At 57.2% G+C, this 19,059-nt stretch carries 16 protein-coding genes; 5 read left to right on the top strand and 11 right to left on the bottom strand.

Features of this window, described 5'->3' with window-relative positions:
* Nucleotides 1–16 precede the first annotated feature (16 nt).
* Nucleotides 17–940 (bottom strand): LysR family transcriptional regulator, encoded by a 924-nt coding sequence (locus ACYF6X_RS19595; protein ID WP_107227920.1) that lies wholly within the window; start codon nucleotides 938–940, stop codon nucleotides 17–19.
* A gap of 133 nt (nucleotides 941–1,073) precedes the next feature.
* Here ACYF6X_RS19595 and lysA point away from each other — a divergent pair, with 133 nt between their 5' ends.
* Nucleotides 1,074–2,336, top strand: coding sequence for a diaminopimelate decarboxylase (lysA, locus tag ACYF6X_RS19590; RefSeq protein WP_130018253.1), 1,263 nt, complete (start codon nucleotides 1,074–1,076; stop codon nucleotides 2,334–2,336).
* A gap of 52 nt (nucleotides 2,337–2,388) precedes the next feature.
* On the opposite strand, the gene galR is transcribed toward lysA, so the two are convergent.
* The gene (galR, locus tag ACYF6X_RS19585; protein ID WP_107227918.1) at nucleotides 2,389–3,408 is read right to left on the bottom strand and encodes an HTH-type transcriptional regulator GalR; all 1,020 of its coding nucleotides are present in this window, start codon (nucleotides 3,406–3,408) and stop codon (nucleotides 2,389–2,391) included.
* A 220-nt stretch (nucleotides 3,409–3,628) separates the two neighbouring features.
* Between galR and ACYF6X_RS19580 the strand changes: the two genes are divergently transcribed.
* Complete coding sequence (locus ACYF6X_RS19580; RefSeq protein ID WP_130018252.1) at nucleotides 3,629–5,911, top strand: molybdopterin guanine dinucleotide-containing S/N-oxide reductase; 2,283 nt, start codon at nucleotides 3,629–3,631, stop codon at nucleotides 5,909–5,911.
* Here the strand turns inward: ACYF6X_RS19580 and ACYF6X_RS19575 are convergent.
* The 5 genes from ACYF6X_RS19575 to ACYF6X_RS19555 form a co-directional block, all read right to left on the bottom strand.
* On the bottom strand, nucleotides 5,883–6,428 hold the full coding sequence (locus ACYF6X_RS19575; protein WP_063990729.1) for a hypothetical protein: 546 nt from the start codon (nucleotides 6,426–6,428) through the stop codon (nucleotides 5,883–5,885). The genes ACYF6X_RS19580 and ACYF6X_RS19575 overlap by 29 nt on opposite strands.
* A 25-nt stretch (nucleotides 6,429–6,453) precedes the next feature.
* Complete coding sequence (locus ACYF6X_RS19570; RefSeq protein WP_130018251.1) at nucleotides 6,454–7,821, bottom strand: fimbria/pilus outer membrane usher protein; 1,368 nt, start codon at nucleotides 7,819–7,821, stop codon at nucleotides 6,454–6,456.
* Nucleotides 7,794–8,870 carry a fimbria/pilus outer membrane usher protein gene (locus ACYF6X_RS19565; RefSeq protein WP_130018250.1) on the bottom strand — a complete coding sequence of 359 codons (1,077 nt, stop codon included), beginning with the start codon at nucleotides 8,868–8,870 and terminating at the stop codon, nucleotides 7,794–7,796. The genes ACYF6X_RS19570 and ACYF6X_RS19565 overlap by 28 nt, the downstream gene beginning before the upstream one ends.
* An 8-nt stretch (nucleotides 8,871–8,878) precedes the next feature.
* Nucleotides 8,879–9,589: a fimbria/pilus periplasmic chaperone gene (locus ACYF6X_RS19560; RefSeq protein WP_130018249.1), complete on the bottom strand. Its 711-nt coding sequence runs from the start codon at nucleotides 9,587–9,589 to the stop codon at nucleotides 8,879–8,881.
* A gap of 112 nt (nucleotides 9,590–9,701) precedes the next feature.
* On the bottom strand, nucleotides 9,702–10,391 hold the full coding sequence (locus tag ACYF6X_RS19555; RefSeq protein ID WP_130018248.1) for a fimbrial protein: 690 nt from the start codon (nucleotides 10,389–10,391) through the stop codon (nucleotides 9,702–9,704).
* A gap of 934 nt (nucleotides 10,392–11,325) precedes the next feature.
* Between ACYF6X_RS19555 and aas the strand changes: the two genes are divergently transcribed.
* Together aas and lplT are read left to right on the top strand one after the other, a co-directional pair.
* Entirely contained in the window at nucleotides 11,326–13,479 is a 2,154-nt protein-coding gene (aas, locus tag ACYF6X_RS19550) for a bifunctional acyl-ACP--phospholipid O-acyltransferase/long-chain-fatty-acid--ACP ligase (protein WP_197817107.1), read from the top strand.
* On the top strand, nucleotides 13,479–14,663 hold the full coding sequence (gene lplT / locus ACYF6X_RS19545; RefSeq protein WP_130018246.1) for a lysophospholipid transporter LplT: 1,185 nt from the start codon (nucleotides 13,479–13,481) through the stop codon (nucleotides 14,661–14,663). Before aas ends, lplT begins: the two co-directional genes overlap by 1 nt.
* A gap of 36 nt (nucleotides 14,664–14,699) precedes the next feature.
* On the opposite strand, the gene ACYF6X_RS19540 is transcribed toward lplT, so the two are convergent.
* The 4 genes from ACYF6X_RS19540 to mutH form a co-directional block, all read right to left on the bottom strand.
* Nucleotides 14,700–15,740, bottom strand: a complete 1,041-nt coding sequence (locus ACYF6X_RS19540) for an NADP(H)-dependent aldo-keto reductase (RefSeq protein WP_130018245.1) — start codon at nucleotides 15,738–15,740, stop codon at nucleotides 14,700–14,702.
* A 206-nt stretch (nucleotides 15,741–15,946) separates the two neighbouring features.
* Complete coding sequence (locus tag ACYF6X_RS19535) at nucleotides 15,947–16,165, bottom strand: YgdI/YgdR family lipoprotein (protein WP_038878690.1); 219 nt, start codon at nucleotides 16,163–16,165, stop codon at nucleotides 15,947–15,949.
* 155 nt (nucleotides 16,166–16,320) lie between these two features.
* Nucleotides 16,321–17,037, bottom strand: coding sequence for a TerC family protein (locus ACYF6X_RS19530; RefSeq protein WP_063990736.1), 717 nt, complete (start codon nucleotides 17,035–17,037; stop codon nucleotides 16,321–16,323).
* 102 nt (nucleotides 17,038–17,139) lie between these two features.
* Nucleotides 17,140–17,826: a DNA mismatch repair endonuclease MutH gene (gene mutH, locus ACYF6X_RS19525; protein WP_063990737.1), complete on the bottom strand. Its 687-nt coding sequence runs from the start codon at nucleotides 17,824–17,826 to the stop codon at nucleotides 17,140–17,142.
* A gap of 696 nt (nucleotides 17,827–18,522) precedes the next feature.
* Between mutH and rppH the strand changes: the two genes are divergently transcribed.
* Nucleotides 18,523–19,050 carry an RNA pyrophosphohydrolase gene (gene rppH, locus ACYF6X_RS19520; RefSeq protein ID WP_004931849.1) on the top strand — a complete coding sequence of 176 codons (528 nt, stop codon included), beginning with the start codon at nucleotides 18,523–18,525 and terminating at the stop codon, nucleotides 19,048–19,050.
* Nucleotides 19,051–19,059: the final 9 nt, after the last annotated feature.

Here is a 19,059-nt window from a genome sequence, read left to right as displayed (position 1 = left end):
TATTCCCACGCCGCTTTCAGCGCCTGACGGCGGCGGCCAGCCGGGCGGCAAAGGCGGCGGCCTGTTGATGAAGGTGGTCGATAAAGGCGGTGACCAGCGCCGATGAAGGGCGGTGCAGCGGCCGGATCAGGCTGACGGTGAACGGCACGTCGATGCTGAACGGCCGCACGTGCACGCCGCTGCCGGCATAGTCAAGCGCCGTCAGCGGGTTGACGATCGACACCCCGACACCGGCCCTCACCATGGCGCACACCGACGCCGCGCTGTGCGTTTCCATCACCATGCGGCGCTCGACGCCCTGTTCGCCGAACAGCGCATCCAACAGGTGACGATAGCTGTCGGTGCTCGACAGGCTGATAAAGTTCTGCCCGGCGAAGTCCTGCGGCGTCAGCCGATCTTTCACCAGCAGCGGGTGGCCCGTCGGCAGCACGCACACTTCGTTCAACGTCATCAGCGTCACCCGCTCGGTGCCCGCCGGCGTCAGGGTGGTTTCCGTCAGCCCAAGATCGTGGCGCTGGGCAGACAGCCACTCTTCCAGCAGCGGCGACTCTTGCGGAATGACGCTGAAGCTGACTTCGGGGTAACGTTCGATAAAGGGCCGGCACACCGCCGGCAGCAGCGATTGGGAAAATACCGGCAGGCACACGATCGACAGCTGCGCTTGCTGAAACTGGCGGATGCCGGCGGCGGCGTTGACGATGCGATCGAGGCCGTAATAGGAGCGCTGTACCTCTTCGAACAGCCGTAACCCCTGCACGGTGGGAGACAGGCGCCCGCGCACCCGCTCGAACAGCTGCAGCCGGATCAGCTTCTCAAAGCGCGCCAGCTCACGGCTGACGGTCGGTTGCGAGGTTTGCAGCAGGGCTGCCGCCTCGGTCAGGTTGCCGGTGGTCATCACCGCTCGAAAGATTTCGATTTGCCGCAAAGAGATGTTATGCATGGCGAGGCCGCTCGGCTGTGGGTAAAGCCATATCATAAATGAATAGACTACGGCTAAATAGATATTTTCCACCCGATTCAGCGTGCGGCACTATGGCGTTATCTGCCGTCATTTTCGAATTGGGAATATCGCCATGCCACGCCCGTTGCACGACACCTCCACCGCGTTGAACGCCGCTAACCTGTTGGCCTTGCCGCAGCGTTTCGGCTGCCCGGTCTGGGCCTATGATGCGGACATCATCAGCCAGCGCATCGCTCAGCTGCGCCACTTCGACACTGTCCGTTTCGCACAGAAGGCCTGTTCGAACATTCATATTTTGCGCTTGATGCGCGAGCAGGGCGTGAAGGTGGATTCGGTGTCGCTGGGCGAGATCGAACGGGCGCTGCAGGCCGGTTTTCAGCCGGGCGGCGAACCGAGTGAGATCGTGTTTACTGCAGACGTGTTGGATCACGCCACGCTGGCGCGCGTCAGCGAATTGAAGATCCCGGTCAACGCCGGCTCCATCGACATGCTGGAGCAGCTCGGCCAGGTTTCCGCAGGGCACCCGGTGTGGCTGCGCATTAACCCGGGGTTTGGCCACGGCCATAGCCAGAAAACCAACACTGGCGGCGAGAACAGCAAGCACGGTATCTGGTATGCCGACCTGCCGCAGGCGGTGGAGAAGATCCGCCGCTACGGCCTGAAACTGATCGGTGTGCATATGCACATCGGTTCCGGCGTCGATTACCAGCATCTGGAACGGGTCTGCGATGCGATGGTGCAGCAGGTGATCGATCTCGGTCATGACATCAGCGCCATTTCCGCCGGTGGCGGCCTGTCTATCCCGTACCAGTACGGCGAAGAGGCGATCGATACCGAACACTATTTCGGTTTGTGGAACCGGGCGCGTGAACGCATCGCCGCGCATCTGGGGCATCCGGTGCAGCTGGAGATCGAACCGGGGCGTTTCCTGATGGCGGAAGCGGGCGTCCTGGTGGCCGAGGTGCGGGCGGTAAAAGACATGGGCAGCCGCCACTTCGTGCTGGTGGACGCCGGTTTTAACGATCTGATGCGCCCGGCGATGTATGGCAGCTATCACCATATTTCGCTGTTGCCGGCCGATGGGCGCGATACTTCGGGGCAACCGCTGCGCGAAACGGTGATCGCCGGGCCGCTGTGCGAATCCGGCGACGTGTTCACCCAGCAGGCGGGCGGCGGCGTGGAAACCCGCGAGCTGCCGCCGGTCCAGATCGGCGATTATCTGGTGTTCCACGATACCGGCGCGTACGGCGCGTCGATGTCCTCCAACTACAACAGCCGCCCGCTGTTGCCCGAAGTGCTGTTCGAAAACGGCGAACCGCGCCTGATCCGCCGCCGCCAGACCATCGAAGAGCTGATCGCGCTGGAGCTTATCTGATCAGCGGGCGGGCGTGTTGCGCCCGCTTCACAGCGTCATGCGGCGGTGCGAATTACGGCTGTTCGTGCGCGTTGTTGAGGGGGGCGACCGAGTGGCGGCGCACCAGCGTCGGGCTGAACATGTTGGTGATTTCCGGCAGCGGTTGCCGAGTGGCCAAGGCCAGGGCCAGTTCCGCCGCCTGAGTGGCCATCGCGACGATAGGGTAGCGAATGGTGGTCAGGCGTGGGCGTAGATAGCGCGAAATCAACACGTCGTCGAAACCGATCAGCGAAATTTGCCCCGGCACGTCGACGCTGTTATCGCTCAGCACCGACAGCGCGCCGGCGGCCATCGGATCGTTGTAGCAGGTAATGGCGGAGAACGAACGGCCGCGGCCGAGCAACTCGGTCATCGCCTGTTCGCCGCCGATCTCGTCCGGTTCGCCGTAGGCGATCAGCTTTTCATCCACCGCAATGCCGTGTTCCTGCAGCGCGTCGAGATAGCCCTGTAGCCGGTCGGTGGCGTCAGAAATCTGGTGGGTGGAGCAGATGATGGCGATACGCTGGTGCCCTTGCTGGATCAGATGACGGGTCGCCAGCCAGGCGCCGTAGCGATCGTCGAGCGCCACGCAGCGCGTTTCAAAACCCGGCAGCGTGCGGTTGATGAGCACCATGCCCGGGATCTGTTGCATCCAGCCGCAAAGTTCCTGATCGCTCAGCCTTTTGGCGTGTACCACCAGCGCTTCGCAGCGGTGCCGCACCAGCTGTTCAATCGCCTGTCTCTCTTTTTCGGCGTCGTGGTAACCGTTACCAATCAGCAGAAAATTGTGGGTGGCATAGGCCACCTGCTCGACTGCTTTGACCATCGCGCCGAAGAAGGGATCGGAAACGTCGGAGACGATCAGGCCCAGCGTCTCGGTGGATTGCTGCGCCAGCGCCCGAGCGTTGGCGTTAGGGTGGTACTGCAGTTGTTCCATGGCGGCCAGCACCGCAGTGCGCGACCCTTCGCTGGCCTTGGGGGAATTGTTTATCACGCGGGACACCGTGGCCACGGAAACACCCGCCAGCCTGGCAACATCCTTTATCGTAGCCATATCAGTCAACACATCCTGGGTAATCGCTTACATCCCCCAGTTTTGCGGAAAAAAACCGGGGCTGCAAGCGGTCTCGTGCGCAACTTGTGGTGGCCGTTGCAGAATCTCTTCGAGTCTGTACGCATAACCATCGGCAGCCGACCGATAGCGCAATTTGTACGTTGGCTCTGGCGGCGGGCTGAGGTAACGTCTGTGCATTCCGAATTGCGCCGAGAACGCCATGTCCATTAAACGCTATCCGCAGCTCGCCCATTGGGGCGCTTATACCGCCGTGGTTGAAGACGGCCGGCTTATCCGTTGTGAACCCTTCGTCGACGATCCTGATCCTTCGCCGCTGCTCGATTCCATCGTACCGATGGTCTACTCCGACAAACGTATCCGCAAGCCGGCGGTGCGCCGCTCGTGGCTGCAAAAGCGCGAGGGCAGCGACCGTACGCTGCGCGGCAGGGAAGATTTCGTCGAGGTGGACTGGGAGCTGGCGCTCGATTTGGTGGCGCAAGAGAATCGCCGGGTGCGCGATCGCTACGGTCCCTCCGGGCTGTTCACCGGTTCTTATGGCTGGTCGTCGGCCGGGCGTTTGCATCATGCACGCTCGCTGGTGCGGCGGTTCTATTTCAGCGGTGGCGGCGGGGTCGATCAGCAGGGCAACTACAGCTGGGGCGCGGCGCAGTTTTTCCTGCCGTATGTGATCGGCACTTTCTCGCCGTTGACCGGGCGTGTCACCAGTTGGCCGAGCGTGGTGGAGCATTGCGAATTGTTTGTGGCGTTTGGCGGTCTGGCACTGAAAAACGCGCAGGTCTCTTCCGGCGGCGCGGCGGAGCATGCGCTCAAGCCCTGGCTGCAAAAGCTGGCGCGTAAGGGCACGCCGGTGATCAACATTAGCCCGATGCGCGACGATTGCCCCGGGTTCGTCAACGCGGAATGGATCCCGATCCGGCCGAATACCGACGTGGCGCTGATGCTGGCGCTGGCTTATGAAATCCAGCGGCTGGGCGCGCAGGATGAAGCCTTCCTGCACAGCCACTGCGTGGGCTATCAACAGCTGGCGGATTACCTGAACGGCGTCGGTGACGGCATGGCGAAAACGCCGGCCTGGGCCAGCGCCATTACCGGCATTCCGGCGGCGCGCATCGCGCGGCTGGCGCGGCAGCTGATCGGCGTGCGCAGTTTCATCACCTGTTCCTACTCCGTGCAGCGCGCACACCGCGGCGAGCAACCGTATTGGATGATGATCGCGCTGTCGTCGATGTTGGGCCAGGTGGGGCTGCCGGGCGGCGGTTTCTCGTTCGGCCACGGCTCGATGAACGGCGTCGGTAACCCGCGCGTGGACACCCCTGCGCCGACTATGCCGGTAGGGGATAACCCGGCCGGGCTGGCGATCCCGGTGGCGCGCATTTGCGACATGCTGCTGCACCCCGGCGAAGCCTATCAATTTTGCGGCGAGACGCGGCAGTACCCGGATATCCACCTGGTGCATTGGGCCGGCGGCAACCCGTTCCATCACCATCAGCAGCTGAACCGGCTGGTGGAAGGCTGGCAGAAGCCGGATACGGTGATCGTACAAGATATCTGGTGGACGGCGGCGGCCAAAATGGCGGATATCGTGTTGCCGGTCACCAGTTCGCTGGAGCGCAACGACATCGGCGGCTCCTCGCGCGATCGCTACGTGCTGGCGATGCATCAGGCGATTGCACCGCAGCATCAGGCGCGCAACGATTTCGATATCTTTGCCGATCTGGCGGAGCGCCTGGACTATCGCGAACGTTTTACCGAAAACCGCGACGAGCGGGCCTGGATCGAGGATATCTACCGGCAATGCGGCGCAGCGCAGCGGCGTGCCGGTGTCGTCTGGCCCGAGTTTGAGGATTTTTGGCGCCAGGGCTATGTCGAACTGCCCGCGCCGGCCAAGGAGTTCGTCTTTTTTGACGCGTTCCGCGCCGATCCGCAGGCTAACCCGCTGCAAACGTCCAGCGGCAAGATCGAGTTGTTCAGCGAGCGGATCGCCGGCTATCGCTATGAGGATTTCGCTCCGCATCCGCAGTGGCAGCCGCCGGTGGAGTGGTTGGGCGCGCCGCAGGCCAAAACCTGGCCGCTGCATCTGATCTCCATCCAACCGAGCGATCGTCTGCACAGCCAGATGGATCCGGCGCCGCTGGCGCAGGGCAATAAGACCGCCGGGCGCGAAACCCTGTATATGCATCCGGAGGACGCGGCGCAGCGCGGCGTGGCGGACGGCGCCGAAGTGCTGGTCAGCAATGCGCGCGGGAGCTGCCTGGCGGGGGCGTCCCTCACTGACGGCGTGACGCGCGGTGTGGTATTGATGGCAACCGGTGCCTGGTTCGAGCCGGGTTTCGACGCGCAGCGCCGGCCGGTCGAGCAGGCGGGCAACCCGAACGTGCTGACGCTCGATATCGGCACCTCGCCGCTGACGCAGGGGCCGAACGCCATGAGCTGCCTGGTCGAGGTTAGCGCATTCACCGAACGTCGGGATCAAGATAGTTAGCGCTGGCCAGCAATTGGGTCGACAGCGGGATGTTATCGCGTTGCTGTTGACGCAGTTGTGTCGCGGAGGTGGCGAAACTGGACACTGTTAATGACAGGGTGAAGTGTTGCCCAACCTCGTTATCCGGTACAAGAATGTGTAATGCTTCACGATCGACGGATAAACGATAGTTGGGCAGATGTCTTTGGCTCAGCAGCCCGGGGCCAAGTGAAAAGGCAATCGGCTCACCATCACCATTGCGTAATTCATCAACCGTGAGGCTGAGATAGCTAGAAGCATCGGCTGCGCTGCCTCCGTTTCTATTCTCCCGCAGAGTGAATCCCTGCAACTGCACTGGCTCATCGCAAGCCAACCGATACTGCAATGGGGCGCTGTGCAGCAGAGTGGATTGTTGAGACAGTGACCCGATATTGTGCTCTCCCAGATAAACGCTGTTTTGTGTGGCCGTTAGCGTGCAGTTAGCGTTAGCCCCAAAACTGATGGCGATAGCTGTTAACCCGTAATAAATCACTTTCATATTTTCTCCTGATATCGATGAACGTTTAGCGACACACGGCTTCGGAGTGGCTGATGCCGGCACGATTGCGGGGAGAGGTGTCTGCAGCAATTGCGAAATAACATGCCTGTCCCGCAGAGGTTTTCATGCTGAAGCGTTGTGATGACGCATCGTTCTTCGCGCGGTGCGCTTTCTGATGTTCAATGAAGGCTGCGCCCTGATCATTGGTAAAAGCGACCACTCGTTGTTGTTCATCCAAAATCATGCTGCCGATAGCGGGTTTTGTGCCGTCGGCATAGCTAATCTGAACAATGGCCCGCAATGTATTAATGGCATTGATATTGATATGTTTAACGCTGCCACGTGCCAGATTGATATTGCGCACGCCGTTGTCGATATCGGCACCGGGGGGCAAGGTGCTGGTGTCCACGTTAATCAGGCTGGGTTGATATTCACGCAGCCTTGGGATGACCGCCTTACCTTGCTTGCCATAGGTTTTCACCTTTCCGCCTGGCGTGGACACGCTGATTCCGGCGAGGCCCGGTATCGTCAATATGCCGAAGGTATCGCCGATTTTCTGGGGTGAGAGCGTTAGCCCGCTGCTGTCTGCCACCAGGGAGCCTGTGGCGCTGTAGTAAGATGCCTGCTGATTTTCTGACAGATGGCTATAGCTGCCGGAAAGAGTGGTAAACGGGCTCAAGTAGTTCACATTGCCTGAATAGGTGCCGTTATTGGATTGGGTGCCTTGCGTTGCATTGAGTCCATACGCCAGATCGCCATTCAGCGCTTGGCCGGAAAGCGAATTGCTGATGCTACGATTTCTTCCGTTGCTTATCATATTGGCGCTATAACGTCGGTTTTTTCCCAGCGGTAATGAAAGGGTGGCGAACAGTCGGGTATCGTTATCGCGAACGTCGCGGCTGCGCTCTTTTTCCAGGCTAACGCCAACGGTGGCTGCGCCAAATTGACGGTTCCAGAAGGCGTAGACTCGCTGATTCTGTTGTTCATTTCCCCCTTCAGTGCGTGTAACGCCCAAAGATAGATTTCCAATGTACTGATGGTGCCAACCTAGGCCCAGGCTATAGCTTTGACGTTGGTGTGAAGATGATGCACCATGCGGTAGATGCCAATAAGCCCCTTCGCTGTCATCTTTACGCGGAGAACGAAGCTGTGTGGGTGAACGGTATCGCTCTGACTGGATGCTGTATCCGGCGTTCAGCTTAAGGTTTTTTATCAGAGGCAATGCACTATTCAGCTGCAGTTTGGTGCCCTTACCGCTTGGTGACTGTGCCACGTGGCTCAAAGCCGTAAAACGATAATCGCTATCGGTAACGCTATAACCGGCGGCGAGGCCGCGATAATCGCGACTGAGGAAACTTCCCCCTCTCACTTGGTGATGATTGAGCCATGGCAAAGAAAATGAGCCAGTCCAGTGATGAAAGACATTTCTGTGCTTTTTTCCAGGCTGTGAGTGCGCCCGAGAGCAAGGGAATAACTGCCCTGGCGGGGAGCCGGGCGTCCTGATGTCGTCAGATAAGGGACGATGAATTGTTTGCGACTACCGTTGCTTTCCGTGACGGTGACGGACAAATCGACTGCGTCGAACTGCGCGGGGATATCCGTCAGGTGGAAAGCGCCCGGTTGCACCTGCGTGGCGTAAACTAATCTACCATTCTGAAAAATCTCAACCTTGGCTTGGCTCTCGGCGATGCCTTCGACTGCCGGCACATCACTGCGTTGACTAAATGACAGTGACGAGTCAGGTAGCCATTGCAGGCCGTCCAGGGTAATGCCGCTGTATAGCGAATCTGATAACGTTGCTCGTCCCAAACGCATCATGGCGTCGTGGTCCGTCAATGTCCGCTGCACATAACTATTATAAGGCGTGTACCCCTGATGCCGTTCGGACTTGTTATAGGTGCCATTATGGCGAAACAGCCAGTTGCTGCTGTTAAAGCCGGTTTCCAACGCCGCGTAATCACTGCTGTGGTTTTGGCTGTCGAATCGGCTCGCAGTATAATTCAGCATCAGGGCATGGCCACCAAATTCATAGTCGGCCGGTTGTCGACGGATATAGCGCTCGGGCAACAGCAAAATCAATTGATTATTACCGGTTTCATTGTCGATGCGGCTGCCTTGATAGCATTGGCTCATCAGCATATCTGCTTGAGTGTTGAGTTTGCAGGGGTGTAACCCCAGGTTTTCTGCGAGTTCAGCGTCGTATTGCCATTCGCCTTGTTTGTCGATATTGACTTCATGCCGTCCATGGTTTTGGCCGTTGACGCTGATGAAGAGCGATTGTTTTCCTGCGGGGAATTTCGTTCCAGAGGAAAAGTAATCAGCAATCTCACTGGGCAATCCAAGTGCGCGCATCATCTCAATATCGTAGTCGGCCAGGCTGGTCGAGACACAGCCGATAGGCAGACAAAACGCCAGCAGACGTAACGGTATGTGCAATTTCAAAGGCTGTCTCACTGGATTGGGGCAAGGTTAACCGTGATATCGGGTATGGCGCGCCCTATGTTACTGATTGGCGTGAAGTGCAAACGGGAGGGGGGGCTGATAAGCCTATCGCCCTTACGTGTACCGATCGTTTGCCCAGGCAGCAAATAAGGTTGTTCCAAAACAAACTGCTGGTTGCTGGGTTGTACGGTGATAGTCGGGGCTAACCTGACAACGTAAGGGCTGAGATTTTTGACTTGTATAGAATGTCCGTTTTGTTGCCAGATCAGGGTTTGCCAGGGAGATTTGTTTTCTGCCAGCGCGGAGGGCGTGGCGATAGCGACGACCCGATGCCGAGTATTTACCTTAAGTTGGTTGCTTTTTTCTCCCATATCGGGAATTTCCTGGAAATAGATATGGCGCATTTGCTGACGAGCCTTATCAAGTCCCGAGGGATCGGCAAGCATGACGCGTACCAGCTGAGATTTACCCGGATCAATGCGCGCGGCTGGCGGAGAGAGAATGAACAAGGGATCTTCTCCTTGCTTGCTTAATGCATTCTTAACAACGGACGAAAATAACAACACAGGATAATTACCGATATTATCGACTCTTACGGTTGCCTCTCCTTTTTCTTGATTGACCAAGAGGCTTATTTTTTCCAGTTTAATGGTTGCCTGGCCGTAAAATGGAGTCAGCAATATAAATATTGTGGTGAGATAATGGATGAGACCTTTCATTTTATTTCCTGAATAGCGGAGAATAACGAACTCTAGTCAAAGGACGTTAAGATATTTTGCCAAACAACCAGGCTGAAATAAGTGGGGACAGAGAAGTGTCCCCACCTGGTGATTACAGGTAGTGAACCGAAAGATTCACAGAGGCTTGCAATGCAATGCTGTCTTGCATTTGGATGCTTTTATCATCAATGTAGCTGAGCGGGGTAAGGAAGGAACGGTAGCTGAATGTACCGTTCAGGTTCTGGCCGATCGCCATATTGTCGTAATTAGCATCTGATGTGACCGCAAAGCGATTACCTGAGGCAGAAGAGAAAATAGCCTGTTCGTGATCTGCACCGTCAGTTACATTGGTCAAATCAAAGATATCATCGCCTTCGGGAATCAGCGCCGCACGGACGGTTTCACCGTCCATAGCGATATCCGACAGTGCCAGGCCCAACACGGCGATATCTTTATTGCTGGCGTCTTTTGCCAGCGATGCGGTGAAGCTTCTGTCCATATACTTGAAATCGGCATCGCCGCTGGCGCTGGTCACTTCAATACCCATGTTGGTCGGTGCCGTGCAGTTTACGGTGAACGGAATGCTACCCATGCCGTTGCCTTCCAACTGGACGGGATTTACTTTATCAAAAGCTTCGCTGGAATGGCGGCCAAGATCAATGCTATTGGTGTTGGCAGCAATACTGCAGCTGGTGTTATTGTAAATTTCTCCGGAGAAATCTACAGACGTACTGGCTGTTTTTGCAGCCAATACGCTCGTGCACGACAGAGGTAGCAGAGCTAAAAATAAATATTTCTTCATTCGGAGTTCCTTCTGAGAATATGCCACTAAATAAATGAAAATCGTATTGCTTGAAAAGATAATGCAAGGATGTCGCAACGTTTTACTCGCGATTCAATGCAGGGGTATTTTATTTCTCAATCTCAACCTATGAAATATTGCGCTGTGAATTTATATAAAAATAGATTTATATTCCGACCGGTTGTCTTATGTTATCTCATCTTGCTTGTTTGTCCTGTTTGGTAGCTAACGCATAGGTTTTATTGCTTGCGGTTTTTTAATTATTAATAATTAATTATCCTCGATGCGTGCTTTTACTGTGAGGTTACGATAACCGCAAGATCGGGAAGCGGCTCTGTTTTTAGTTTGACCATTTTTAACTTTGTCTTTTTGTTGTTATTGTTGTGCTTGAAAAGCAAGAAAGCGTGTTGCATATGTTGACGAAAATTACACGTTAGATATCTCGTCTAACTTGGTTTTTGCTTTTGAGAATAGTTTCCGTTAATTGATTTCTTTAGCGTTTAGGAGACAAGAGGGATGAGAGGATCTGTTTCAGTTTCGATTTGGCTAAACGCCAATGTGCCGTACGTATCTGCGTATGCACAGGGTTTTTTTCTTACCACCGACCCGCTTCCATCCGATGAGGCATCATTATTGATCTTTCTGTTGTGAGGATTATTTAAGTTTCATTGAGTTATTACAGCAGATCGCGAGAAATTTACAGCTGGTTGCATTTGGAGCAAAACTCTTGCGATTCGTCGGTAGTTTCCTGCACGCCATCTCTCTAGAGTAGGTGATCCCAGAGGTATTGATTGGTGAGAAATCAGCATACTCTGTATGTTGAAGCCATTTTCAATTGCACCAACCTACGCGGATGCGTAGGTTTTTTTTTGCCTGCCATATAGTATTCTTTTCCCTACAACGATTTACGCCTCCATGGCCAAGGGAGAAGGGCATGATCTTTTCACTGCTGCGCGCGCTGTTTCGCCTGCTGTTTCGGGTACGGGTCGAAGGGGACGTCCAGCACTTCGATCGGCAAAAACTGCTGATTACGCCGAACCACGTCTCTTTCCTCGACGGCGTGCTGCTGGCGCTGTTCCTGCCGATTAAACCGGTGTTTGCGGTTTACGCCAGCATCGGCGAGAGCTGGTTTATGCGCTGGCTGCGGCCCTACATCGATTTCGTCTCGCTCGATCCCACCAAGCCGATGGCCATCAAACAGCTGGTGCGGATGGTCGAGCAGGGGCGGCCGATCGTGGTGTTCCCTGAAGGGCGCATCACCGTGACCGGCGCGCTGATGAAAATCTACGACGGCGCGGCGTTTATCGCCGCCAAATCGGGCGCCACTGTAGTGCCGGTGCGGATCGACGGCCCCGAATTCAGCCGGTTCGGCCGCATGGCCGGGGTATTCAAGATCCGCTGGTTCCCGCAAATCAGCATTCGCATCTTGCCGCCGACCACGTTGCCGATGCCGGAAGCGCCGCGCGCGCGCGAACGCCGGGCGCTGGCGGGCGATCGGCTGATGCAGATCATGATGCGGGCGCGGATGGATACGCGCGAACCGCAGACCCTGTTCCATGCCTTGCTGGCGGCGCAGCACCGCTACGGGCGCCGCAAGCCCTGTATCGAAGACATCGCTTTCAAAGAAGACAGTTATCAGGCGCTGATCAAGAAATCGCTGGGCGTCAGCCGCATTCTGCAGCGCTTTACCGCCGAAGGGGAACACGTCGGGCTGCTGTTGCCGAATGCCACCATCACCGCGGCGGCGATCTTCGGCGCTTCGCTGTGCAACCGCATTCCGGCGATGCTCAACTACACCGCCGGTGCCAACGGCCTGAACAGCGCGATGACTGCCGCCGGCATCAAGACCATCGTTACCTCGCGCCAGTTCCTGGAGAAGGGAAAGCTAACCCACCTGCCGGAACAGGTGCCGCTGGCCAACTGGGTGTATCTGGAAGATTTGAAAGATACGGTCACGCTGGCGGACAAGCTGTGGATTTTGCGGCATTTGCTGCAGCCGCAGCGCGCGGCGTTGCCGCAACGCCCGGAAGACGCGGCGCTGATCCTGTTTACTTCCGGTTCTGAAGGCCATCCCAAGGGCGTGGTGCATTCGCACGCCAGCCTGCTGGCCAACGTCGAACAAATTCGTACCATCGCCGACTTCACGCCGCGCGACCGCTTCATGTCGTCGCTGCCGCTGTTCCACTCGTTCGGCCTGACGGTAGGGCTGCTCACGCCGCTGATCACCGGCAGCCGCATTTTCCTCTACCCCAGCCCGCTGCACTATCGCGTGGTGCCGGAGCTGGTGTATGACCGCAACTGCACGGTGCTGTTCGGCACGGCGACCTTCCTCAACAACTATGCGCGCTTCGCGCATCCGTATGATTTCGCCCGTCTGCGCTACGTGGTGGCCGGCGCGGAGAAACTGGCGGACAGCACCAAACAGATCTACCAGGACAAATACGGCATCCGCATTCTGGAAGGTTATGGCGTGACCGAATGCGCGCCGGTGGTGTCGATTAACGTGCCGCTGGCGACCAAGGTGGGTACCGTCGGCCGCATTATGCCGCAGATGGAGGCGCGCCTGATCGCGGTGCCGGGCATCGATAACGGCGGCCGCCTGCAGCTGAAGGGGCCGAATATTATGAAAGGCTATCTGCGGGTTGAGCGCCCCGGCGAGCTGGAACCGCCGGCGGCGGAAGATGCGAACGGCGTGCTGCAGCCGGGCTGGTACGACACCGGCGATATCGTCAGCCTGGATGAACAAGGTTACTGCACCATTCGCGGGCGCGTGAAGCGCTTCGCCAAGTTGGCGGGGGAGATGGTGTCGCTCGAGAGCGTCGAATTGCTGGCGCAGCGGCTGTCGCCGGAAAAACTGCATGCCGCCACCGTCAAAAGCGACAGCAGCAAAAGCGAAGCGCTGGTGCTGTTTACCACCGATCCTGCTATCACCCGCGAAGCATTGCTGCGGGTGGCGCGTGAGCTGGGCAGCCCTGAGCTGGCGGTGCCGCGCGATATTCGCCTGTTGAAAACGCTGCCGGTGCTCGGCAGCGGCAAACCCGATTTTGTCACCCTGCGTCATATGGCCGAACAGCCGGAGAGTACCTGATGAATCCTTCGACCGAATCCCCTTTGTTGTCACGCGGCATGATCGCCGTCATCAGCGCGCAGTTCCTCTCGGCGTTCGGCGACAATGCGTTGCTGTTCGCCACGCTGGCGTTGATCAAGCAGCAGCTGTATCCGGACTGGAGCCAGCCGATCCTGCAGATGGCCTTTGTCGCCACCTATATCATTCTGGCGCCGTTCGTCGGCCAGGTAGCCGACAGCTTCGCCAAAGGGCGGGTGATGATGTTCGCCAACGCCCTAAAATTGGCGGGGGCGTTGGTGATCTGCTTTGGGTTCAACCCGTTTCTCGGTTACAGCCTGGTCGGTGTGGGGGCCGCCGCGTATTCGCCGGCCAAATACGGCATTCTGGGCGAGATCACCAGCGGCGAAAAACTGGTCAAGGCTAACGGTCTGATGGAGGCCTCGACCATCGCCGCCATTCTGACCGGTTCGGTGGCCGGCGGTATTCTGGCGGACTGGCATGTGGTCGCGGCGCTGGCGGCCTGCGCCTTGGTTTACGCGGGGGCGGTGGTCGCCAACCTGTATATTCCGCGTTTGGCGGCGGCGCGTCCGGGGGCATCCTGGCGCCCGCGGGCCATGACGAACAGCTTCTTCACCGCCTGCGTCACGTTATGGCGCGATGGGCAAACGCGTTTCTCCTTGATCGGCACCAGCCTGTTCTGGGGGGCCGGCGTGACGCTGCGTTTTCTGCTGGTGCTGTGGGTGCCGGTGGCGCTCGGCATCGCCGATAATGCCACGCCGACGCTGCTGAACGCCATGGTAGCCGTCGGTATCGTGGTGGGGGCCGGCGGCGCCGCGCGCTTCGTCACGCTGAAGACGGTAAAACGCTGCATGCCGGCCGGGATCCTGATCGGCGTCGCGGTCGCGGTGTTCGCGCTGCAAACCACCATGCTCAATGCCTATGTCTTGTTGGCGATCATCGGCATGCTGGGGGGCTTCTTCGTGGTGCCGCTCAATGCGTTGCTGCAGGAGCGGGGCAAGCATTCGGTCGGTGCCGGCAATGCGATCGCGGTGCAAAACCTGGGTGAAAACGCCGCCATGTTGCTGATGCTGGCGCTGTATTCGCTGGTAGTGAAGCTGGGCGTGCCGGTGGTGGGCGTCGGCGTAGGGTTTGGCGTGGTGTTTGCGCTGGCGATTAGCGTGCTGTGGTGGTCGCAGCGGCGGTAAAAAAACGGGGCGCAGCCTGGCTGCGCCCCGGCTGTATTAAGGTGCCGGAATGGTAAACCGGGTATGGATCTCTTCCAGCGCCTGCAGCACGTCCTCATCCAATACCACATCGAGGCTGTCGATGTTGATTTTCAACTGCTCCAGCGTGGTGGCGCCCAGCAGGGTACTGGCAACGAACGGCTGCTGACGCACGAAGGCCAACGCCATCTGCGAAGGATCCAGCCCGTGTTTTTTGGCCAGCGCCACGTATTCGGCGATCGCCAGCTGGGTTTGCTGCCCTGAATAACGGTTGAAGCGGGTGAACAGCGTATTGCGCGCACCGGCCGGTTTAGCGCCGTTGAGGTATTTGCCGCTCAGAGTACCGAACGCCAGACTGGAATAGGCCAGCAGTTCCACCCCTTCGTGCTGGCTGATCTCGGCCAGGCCAATCTCAAAGCTGCGGTTCAGCAGGCTGTACGGGTTTTGAATCGACACGATGCGCGGCAGCTCGTGTTTCTCCGCCAGCTGCAGGTAGCGCATCACGCCCCAAGGCGTTTCATTGGAAACCCCGATATAGCGAATCTTGCCGGCGCGCACCTGCTCGGTCAGCGCCTCCAGCGTTTCCAACAGCGTAACCGTAGCTTTGTCATCGGTGTATTGATAGTTGAGTTTGCCAAAGCAGTTGGTGGCGCGCTGCGGCCAGTGCAATTGGTAAAGATCGAGATAATCGGTGTTCAGCCGCTTGAGGCTGGCGTCCAGCGCGGCGCGGATGTTTTTGCGATCCAGCGCCTGCTGCGGGCGGATGCTGCTGTCGGTGCCGCGCACCGGGCCCGAGACTTTGCTGGCCAGGACGATTTTTCCGCGATTGCCGCGCGCCTTGATCCAGCTGCCGATATAGCTCTCGGTCAGGCCCTGGGTTTCCGGGCGGGGCGGCACCGGGTACAGTTCGGCGGTGTCTATCAGGTTCACGCCTGCGGCCAATGCATAGTCCAGTTGCGCATGGGCGTCGGCTTCGCTGTTCTGTTCGCCAAAGGTCATGGTGCCCAGTCCCAGCACGCTCACTTCTAAAGAACTGTGGGGAATACGGTGGTATTGCATTAACGGCCTTCCTTTCTTGTTAGCGCTGACGGGCCGCGCGGCCCGGTGAAACAGGAGCCCAATGTCAGAAGACGGCGCAAAGTCCGTCGGGCGGCGATGTCGCCTTTCCTGACTATAACCAAGCGGTGAAGATGGGGGAAGCGGATTCCGCGCGGACGCGAATGAGGGCTACCGCGCTCGAGCGGGCGATAGCCGGCGGGCGATGATTAGCGTTCGATAACCTGGGAAACCTGATCGCCGTTGATCTGGCGGTGGTTGCCTTTCTCGTCTTTATAACTGATGAGGCCAGTGTCTTTGTCGATCTCCGGCTTGCCTTGCGTCAGGATCATGTTGCCGTCTTTGGTCGCCATTACGTAGTCGCTGGAACATCCCGCCAGGCCGGCCACCATCACCAGCGCAGATACTGCCATTACCCACTTTTTCATCCTGCGGATCCTCGATTATGCAGAAAACAATGTTCTTTCAAGATTAGCAAACTCTCGGCGGAGGGCGTCTCAGATAAGTCTTTATCTGATAAGAAAAAGTGAAATGAGGGGGCAACGAAGCGATGGAAGCCGCCGATGGCGGCTTCCGGGTAGGGTTATTCCGGCGCGCGATTTTTCTTGCTGCGCATCAGATTGAGCGCTTCTACCGACATGGAGAAGAACATGGCGAAGTAGATGTAGCCTTTCGGCACGTGCACCTGGAAACTTTCCAGCATCAGCGTGAAGCCCACCAGGATCAGAAACGCCAGCGCCAGCATTTTTACCGACGGATGGCGGTTGACGAATTCGCCGATCGGCCGGGCGGCGAACATCATCACGCCGACGGCGATCACCACTGCCGCCATCATGATGAACAGATGGTCGGAAAGACCCACGGCGGTAATCACCGAGTCCAGACTGAAGATAATATCCAGCAGCATAATCTGCACGATCGCGCCGAAGAAGCTATGCACCTTGGTGTGGTGCTCTTCTTCCGATCCTTCGATGGTTTCGTGGATCTCTTTGCTGGCTTTCCAAATCAGGAACAGCCCCCCCAGCAACAGGATCAGATCGCGGGCGGAAATAGCGTGATCCAGCACGGTGAACAGCGGGTGCGTCAAGCGAATCACCCAGGCGATAGAGGCCAGTAGCGCCAGGCGCATAATCATGGCAGCGGCCAGCCCGAGCCGGCGAGCTTTGTTCTGTTGCGCTTTGGGCAGCTTGGCCACCACCAGCGACAGAAAAATGATGTTATCAATACCCAGTACGATCTCAAGAATGGTTAGCGTACCTAACGCTAACCAGGCATTGGGATCCATAATCCATTCGAACATTGCCCGGTACACCTTTTAATACTTAATAAATGCAAAACGTGAATTATACGCGTTTATCGTGGCGCTGACAGTGGGAGCTAAACCAGAGTTAAACGAAATCGCTTAGATTGAGAAATGTCTTGCCAGCAGCGCACCGGTAAAACTCTTTTTCAGATAGAAACCGCGCGGTAACGTCATGATAGGTTGCCCCTGTTCGCCGATGGCTTCGGTGAGTGCCTTGCTGTTGGCCGCTTTGGGGCGCAGCTGCAGTACTTCGCCATGGCGTGCGGTGATGCGCTCTACGTGGCCGAGCACGATCAGATCCATCAACTCTTCCCAATCGCGGCGCAACATCTCTTCTTCTGCAGTGCTCGGGCTCCACAGCAGCGGCGAGCCGACGCGGCGTTCGGCCAGCGGGATCTGCCGTTCGCCTTCTACCGGTATCCACAAGACGCGCGCCAGCTTGTGGCGAACGTGGCTGCTGGCCCAGGTGACGCCGCTGTTGCCGGTGAGAGGAGCAACGCAGACAAAAGTGGTTTCCAGCGGTTTACCGGCGGCGTCGACAGGAATGGTTTTCAGCTCGATGCCCAGTTCGGGAAAGTCCTGCTCCGGTTTGCTGCCGGCCATGGCGCCGAGATACCGCTCCAGCAGCATGCCCACCCAACCTTTATCACGCTTCAGATCTTTGGGGATCGGCAACTGCGCGCGGGCGGCCAGCTCGCCAAAGCTGGCGCCTGCCAGCGCCTGAGCGCGTTCGAACAGCTGCCGTTCATTTTCCGGCGGAGGCGGCAAAGAGGATAAAAACGCCATAAATCAAGCCTGTCGAATATGGTTGAAAAACGTACTGCAATTATACGCGGCGAGCGATAACCGCTATCGTCTGGGGAAAAGAATAATAGTAGCATGATTTTACATGACTTTTTTCCTTTCCTTGCGTGGCCGACAATGCACTCCTGGGGCTTGTTCACCTGAAGCCACCGACAATAAACAGGATCTTACACCTATTTATCCACAGATTTATGGGATAACCCAAATTTTTGCCGATCACTGGTTCAATTTACAGCCTTGACTCGGGCGGTTTTTTACGAATTTGTCCGTTTTGTGCGTAACTTGCCCGGATAATCTGTGGATAAAAACGACGTTGATGGATCTTTCGCCAGGGTAAGATCCTTACCGTGCACAGATCACATTTTTGCCCTGTACATAACGATACAACATTATTTAATTATATGTTTTTAATGTTATTTTGTTTTTTTAGGGTTGGGAGGGGATTTTGGGGTTTAAGAGTTTTACCGGCTTATCCCTCGAGTTCTACACACACCTATCCACAGAAAAAGTGAATAAAACCGGTCTGAAAGGCTGGGGTATGTTTATAACTTTGCCTATATCTGTGAGTTATCCCAATGTTATCCGGCCCGCAGCGCCGTAAAGCAGTGGTTTACCGCCTGTAGCTTGTGTGAAACAATCAGGACATCTATGCGAATTTAAGCTTATCGAGGTAGTCCGGTGATCGATGATGATGGCTACCGCCCGAATGTTGGTATCGTAATCTGTAATCGTCAGGGGCAGGTCTTATGGGCCCGCCGTTACGGTCAGCACTCCTGGCAGTTTCCCCAAGGTGGGATTAACCCTGGCGAAACTGCGGAGCAGGCGATGTACCGTGAGCTGTTCGAAGAAGTGGGGCTGAGTAAAAAGGATGTGCGCATCCTGGCTTCGACCCGCAACTGGTTGCGCTATAAATTGCCGAAACGTTTGGTGCGTTGGGACACAAAGCCGGTTTGTATCGGCCAAAAGCAAAAATGGTTTTTGTTGCAGCTACTGTGCAATGACGCTGATATCAATATGCAGCGCAGCAGCACGCCGGAGTTCGACGGTTGGCGCTGGGTGAGCTTCTGGTATCCGGTGCGCCAGGTGGTGTCGTTCAAACGCGACGTCTACCGCCGGGTGATGAAAGAATTCGCCGTGACCGTGATGCCGATGCAAGAGCAGGCGGCGCCGCGGCAGGCCCCCGCTTATCGCCGAAAGAGAGGTTAAGTTAAGCCG

The sequence above is a fragment of the Serratia sp. ID 25-353 genome, assembly GCF_054792795.1.
This window is presented reverse-complemented; position numbering and strand designations above follow the sequence as displayed.